Here is a 4736-nt window from a genome sequence, read left to right on the forward strand (position 1 = left end):
GCCGCAGGCCCTGGCCAAGGCGGTCGGGCGGCTATTGGCCGATCCCGAGGCGGCGGCCGATCAGGCGCGTCGCCAGACCGAGGCGCTGGACCTGATGGGGCGCGGCGGGCCCGACCCGTCGGAACTGGCGGCGGATGCGGTGCTGCGGGTGATTGCGGCGAAGGCGGGGTGATTACCTCACACCCGCTCATCCCGGCGGACGCCGGGACCCAGTAAGAACCTCGCCCGCAGTTTTTGGCCAATTGTGCGGGCGTTACCGTGGCTGAGCCCGTGACCGTGGCCAAAGCGCTGGGTCCCGGCGTCCGCCGGGATGAGCGGGGTTTGAGGACCTACGCCAGCAAGGCCCGCGTCGCGGCTTCCACGTCCGCCTGACGCATCAGGCTTTCGCCGACCAGCAGGGCGCGGGCTCCGGCGTCCGACACGCGCGCCACGTCGTCGGGCGTGAACAGGCCGCTTTCGGCGACCAGCAGCGCGCCGTCAGGGCTCATCGCCGCCAGTTGCTCCGTCGTCGCCAGATCGACCTCGAAGGTCCGCAGCGAGCGGTTGTTGACGCCGATCAGGGCGTCGTCGCGGCCTTGAACCAGCTTGGCGGCGCGGGCCATTTCGTCCGCGTCGTGCGTCTCGATCAGGGCGTCCATGCCCCAGCGGGTCGCCTCGGCCAGCAGGTCTGCGGCCAGAGCGTCGTCCACCATGTCCATGATGATCAGAATGCAGTCGGCGCCCAGCGCCCGGCTCTCGGCCACCTGCCACGCATCGACCAGGAAGTCCTTGCGCAGGCAGGGCAGGGCGACGGCCGTGCGCGCGGCGGTCAGATAGGCGTCATCGCCCTGAAAGCTCGGCCCGTCGGTCAGCACGGACAGGCAGGCGGCGCCGCCGCGCTCATAGGCCTGCGCCAGCACGGGCGGGTCGAAATCGGCACGGATCAGGCCCTTGGAGGGGCTGGCCTTTTTGATCTCGGCGATCAGGGCCGGGCGGCCGGTTTCGGCGAAACGGCGGGCTAGAGCGGCGCGGAAACCGCGTGGAGCCGTGGCCTCCTTCGCGCGCGCCTCGATCGCGTCCTGCGATACGGCGGCCTTGCGGGCGGCGACATCCTCGCGCTTGTAGGCGGCGATGCGGTCCAGAACGTCGCTCATAAGGCGTCCTCGTCTTCGATCGGCGCGTGGGAGACGCGCACCAGTTCAGCCAGGGCGGCGGCGGCGCGGCCGTCGTCGATGACGGCAGCAGCCAGTTCAGCGCCCGATTTCAGGTCTTCGACCGGCCCGGCCACCACCAGGGCGGCGGCGGCGTTCAACAGGACGATGTCGCGATAGGGGCCGGGCTCGCCCGCCAGCAGGGCGGTCAGGGCCGCCGCATTATGCTCGGCGTCGCCGCCGCGCAGATCGTCCAGCGTCGCCAGCGGCAGTCCGGCGTCGGCGGGCGTGACGATGAAGCGACGCACGGCGCCGTCCTTCCATTCGGCCACATCGGTCGGGCCTGTGGTGGTCAGTTCGTCCAGACCCTGACCGTTGACGGTCCAGGCGCGCCGGGCGCCCAGACGGCCCAGAACCTCGGCCAGCGGCTCCAGCAGGGCGGGGTCGTAGACGCCCATCACCTGATGCGTCGCGCCTGCCGGATTGCACAGCGGCCCCAGCAGGTTGAACACGGTGCGGAAGCCGATCTCGCCGCGCACCGGCCCGACGTGGCGCATGGCCCCGTGGTAGGTCGGCGCGAACAGGAAGGCGATGCCCGCCTGGTCCAGCGCCCGCGCCTGCTGGGCTGGCGTGGCGTCCAGATTGACGCCCAGCGCGGCCAGAACGTCGGACGAGCCTGACTTGGAGCTGATGGCGCGGTTGCCGTGCTTGGCGACCTTCAGCCCCGCCCCCGCCAGAACGAAGGAGGCCGCCGTCGAGACATTGTAGGTGTGCTGGCCGTCGCCGCCGGTGCCGCAGGTGTCGATCACCTGGTCGAACGGGTGATCCAGCGACAGGGCGGCCTCGCGCATGGCGCTGGCGAAGGCGACGATCTCGTCCACCGTCTCGCCCCGGATACGCAGGGCGGTGACGGCGGCGGCGACCTGTGACGGGGTCGGTTCGCCGCGCAGGCAGGCGGCGAAGAAGTCCTTGGCCTCATCCAGGTTCAGCACCTGTCCGTCGACCAGCTTGGCCAGCAGGGGCTTGATGCTGTCCATCACACGCTCGCCGGATTCTTCAGGCTGGAATGGCGCTTGACGCCCGCGAGATCGAGGAAGTTGGCGATTATCGCATGGCCGTGCTGGGTGGCGATGGATTCCGGGTGGAACTGGACGCCGTGGATCGGCCGCGTGCGGTGCGACAGGCTCATGATCTCGCCGTCCTCGGTCCAGGCTGTGACCTCTAGTACGTCCGGCAACGTCTCGCGTCGCACGGCCAGCGAGTGATAGCGCGTTGCTGTAAACGGCGAGGGCAGGCCGCCGAAGACGCCGCGCCCTTCATGCAGGATGGGCGAGGTCTTGCCGTGCATCAGGGTCTTGGCGCGCACCACCTCGCCGCCGAAGGCCTGGCCGATCGACTGGTGGCCCAGGCAGACGCCGAGGATCGGCATGGTCTCGGCGGCCGTCTCGATCAGCGACAGGCAGATGCCGGCCTGATCGGGCGCGCAGGGGCCGGGCGACAGCAGGACGGCCTCGGGCTGCAGCGCCCAGGCCTCCTCGACGGTCAGATCGTCGTTGCGGATGACATGCGTCTGGGCGCCCAGCTCCGCGAGGTAGTGGACGAGATTGTAGGTGAAGCTGTCGTAGTTATCGACGACGAGGATCATGGCGAAGGCTTCTTAGGACGGGGAGGCAGGGTGGCCCCAACATGGAAGGCAGGCGGGCCGATTGAAAGCGGACGTTAAGCTGTCCGGGCGATACAGGAGCATCGCCATCGGAAGAAATCCGTCTTGACCCCTATCGAAGCCATCCGCGACGCCCGCGCCCTGTTGAACGAGGCCCCGGCGGAACAACCGAAACCCCTGCGCCTGCTTGCAGCAGCCGCCTTCGCCGCCACAGCGGCGGTCCTACTGGCCGGAACCATGGTCGTGGGCCCCGGCGTGTCGTTTGACCAGGGTTCCACGGTTTACAATCCTTAGACTGATCCGCCGGCGCCCTGGCCGCGAGTGGTCGCAGTGAAGCGCCACGCTTCCGCAGCCGCCTTCATCGGCGCGCGAGCCTTGGCCAGGGTTTCAGCATATTCGGCGGCCGGGTCGCTGTCGGCGACGACGCCGGCGCCCGCCTGGACGAAGATTTGGCCTTTCGCGAACATGGCGGTGCGCAGGACGATGCAGATGTCCGCCTCGCCATTGGCCGAGATGTAGCCCACGCCGCCGCCGTAGCCGACGCCGCGTTTTTCGGTCTCAAGCTCGTCGATGACCTCCATGGCCCGCACCTTGGGTGCGCCCGAAAGGGTGCCAGCGGGCAGGGCGGCCAGCAGGGTGTCCACCGCGTCCAGCTTGGGATCAGCCGCCCCGTTCACGTTGGAGACGATGTGCATGACCTGGCTGTAGCGCTCGACCACGAAGCTTTCCGTGACCTCGACCGAGCCGGGCTTGGAGACGCGGCCCACGTCGTTGCGGCCCAGGTCCAGCAGCATCAGATGCTCGGCCCGCTCCTTGGGATCAGCCAGAAGTTCGATTTCCAGCGCCTTGTCCTGGTCGGGCGTGGCGCCCCGCGGACGGGTGCCCGCCAGCGGGCGGATGGTGACGCGGCCGTTCTTCAACCGGACCAGGATTTCCGGACTGGAGCCGGCCAGCTGGAAGTCCACATAGTCGAGGAAGAACAGATAGGGCGACGGGTTGCCGCGGCGCAGCGACCGGTAGAAGGCGAACGGATCCTGGCTCCACGGCGCAGAGAAACGATGCGCCAGCACGACCTGGAAGATGTCGCCGGCGGAGATGTAGTCCTTGGCCCGTGCGACCATGCGGCCGAAGGCGGCTTCATCGACGGGGGAGTGGAAGTCGGGCGCAGGAACCGGCTCGACTTCGCGCTGGATCGGCAGGGGGCCGCGCAGGCGGTCCTCGAAATCCTCCAACCGGCCTTCGGCAGCTACGTAGACTTGGCTCGGATCGGCCGTCGTGTCGGGATAGGCGGCGGAGATCAGGACAATCTCGTGCTTCACCGAATCGAAGATGGCGACCAGGGCCGGGCGGGCCATGACGGCGTCGGACAGGTCCAACGGATCGGGATTTGCGGCGCCCAGCGGCTCCAGCAGCCGGACCATGTCGTAGCCGAAGACGCCGAACAGTCCTGCAGCCATCGGCGGCAGATCGGCGGGAAGATCGAACTTCGTCGCGGCGATCAGGGCGCGCAGGGATTCCAGCGCGGGTCTGTCTTCCGGCGTGAAAGCTTCCGACAGGACGTCGGCGCCGCGCGCGATTTCGGCCTTGCCGTCCCGGCAGCGCCAGACCACGTCCGGCGACAGGGTGACGAAGGAGTAGCGGCCGTTGACGGCCCCGCCTTCGACCGACTCGAACAGACTGGCGTAACGCCGCCCGTGCCCGACCTTTAGGAAGGCCGAGACGGGGGTTTCCAGATCATCGACCAGGCGACGGACCAGAACCTGAGGTCGGCCCGCCGTCAGGCCGGCGATGAAGGCGTCGCGTTCTTCGTGCATTACTTCTTGGCGGGAGCGGGCGCAGCCGGAGCCGCGGGCGCAGCGGCCGCAGCCTCTACGCCCAGGGCTTGCAGGGCCAGGGCCGGGTCGTTGCGCGACTTGGTGCGTGCAGCGGCGGCGGCGATGGTG

General features: G+C 69.1%; 5 protein-coding genes. 1 reads left to right on the top strand and 4 read right to left on the bottom strand.

The window, feature by feature from the left end:
* Window positions 1-329 precede the first annotated feature (329 nt).
* From trpC to RT567_RS13665, 3 genes are read right to left on the bottom strand one after another with little or no spacing between them, the layout of a single operon-like run.
* Window positions 330-1133, bottom strand: a complete 804-nt coding sequence (trpC, locus tag RT567_RS13655; protein WP_313576834.1) for an indole-3-glycerol phosphate synthase TrpC — start codon at window positions 1131-1133, stop codon at window positions 330-332.
* Window positions 1130-2170, bottom strand: a complete 1041-nt coding sequence (trpD, locus tag RT567_RS13660) for an anthranilate phosphoribosyltransferase (protein WP_313576835.1) — start codon at window positions 2168-2170, stop codon at window positions 1130-1132. The genes trpC and trpD overlap by 4 nt, the downstream gene beginning before the upstream one ends.
* Window positions 2167-2775: an aminodeoxychorismate/anthranilate synthase component II gene (locus RT567_RS13665; protein ID WP_313576836.1), complete on the bottom strand. Its 609-nt coding sequence runs from the start codon at window positions 2773-2775 to the stop codon at window positions 2167-2169. Before RT567_RS13665 ends, trpD begins: the two co-directional genes overlap by 4 nt.
* A 123-nt stretch (window positions 2776-2898) precedes the next feature.
* On the opposite strand from RT567_RS13665, the gene RT567_RS13670 reads away from it, so the two are divergent.
* A complete protein-coding gene (locus RT567_RS13670) occupies window positions 2899-3087 on the top strand; it encodes a hypothetical protein (RefSeq protein WP_313576837.1) in 189 nt (62 codons plus the stop codon).
* On the opposite strand, the gene trpE is transcribed toward RT567_RS13670, so the two are convergent.
* A complete protein-coding gene (gene trpE / locus RT567_RS13675) occupies window positions 3084-4607 on the bottom strand; it encodes an anthranilate synthase component I (protein ID WP_313576838.1) in 1524 nt (507 codons plus the stop codon). The two genes, RT567_RS13670 and trpE, sit on opposite strands and share 4 nt — an antisense overlap.
* Window positions 4608-4736 lie beyond the last annotated feature (129 nt).

The sequence above is a fragment of the Brevundimonas sp. genome (assembly GCF_032107865.1).
Taxonomy (GTDB): Bacteria; Pseudomonadota; Alphaproteobacteria; order Caulobacterales; family Caulobacteraceae; genus Brevundimonas.

Bases quoted from the DNA above. Each gene is read 5' to 3' on its own strand.
- trpC (WP_313576834.1), bottom strand. From the start codon at position 1,133: ATGAGCGACGTTCTGGACCGCATCGCCGCCTACAAGCGCGAGGATGTC.
- RT567_RS13665 (WP_313576836.1), bottom strand. From the start codon at position 2,775: ATGATCCTCGTCGTCGATAACTACGACAGCTTCACCTACAATCTCGTC.
- trpE (WP_313576838.1), bottom strand. From the start codon at position 4,607: ATGCACGAAGAACGCGACGCCTTCATCGCCGGCCTGACGGCGGGCCGA.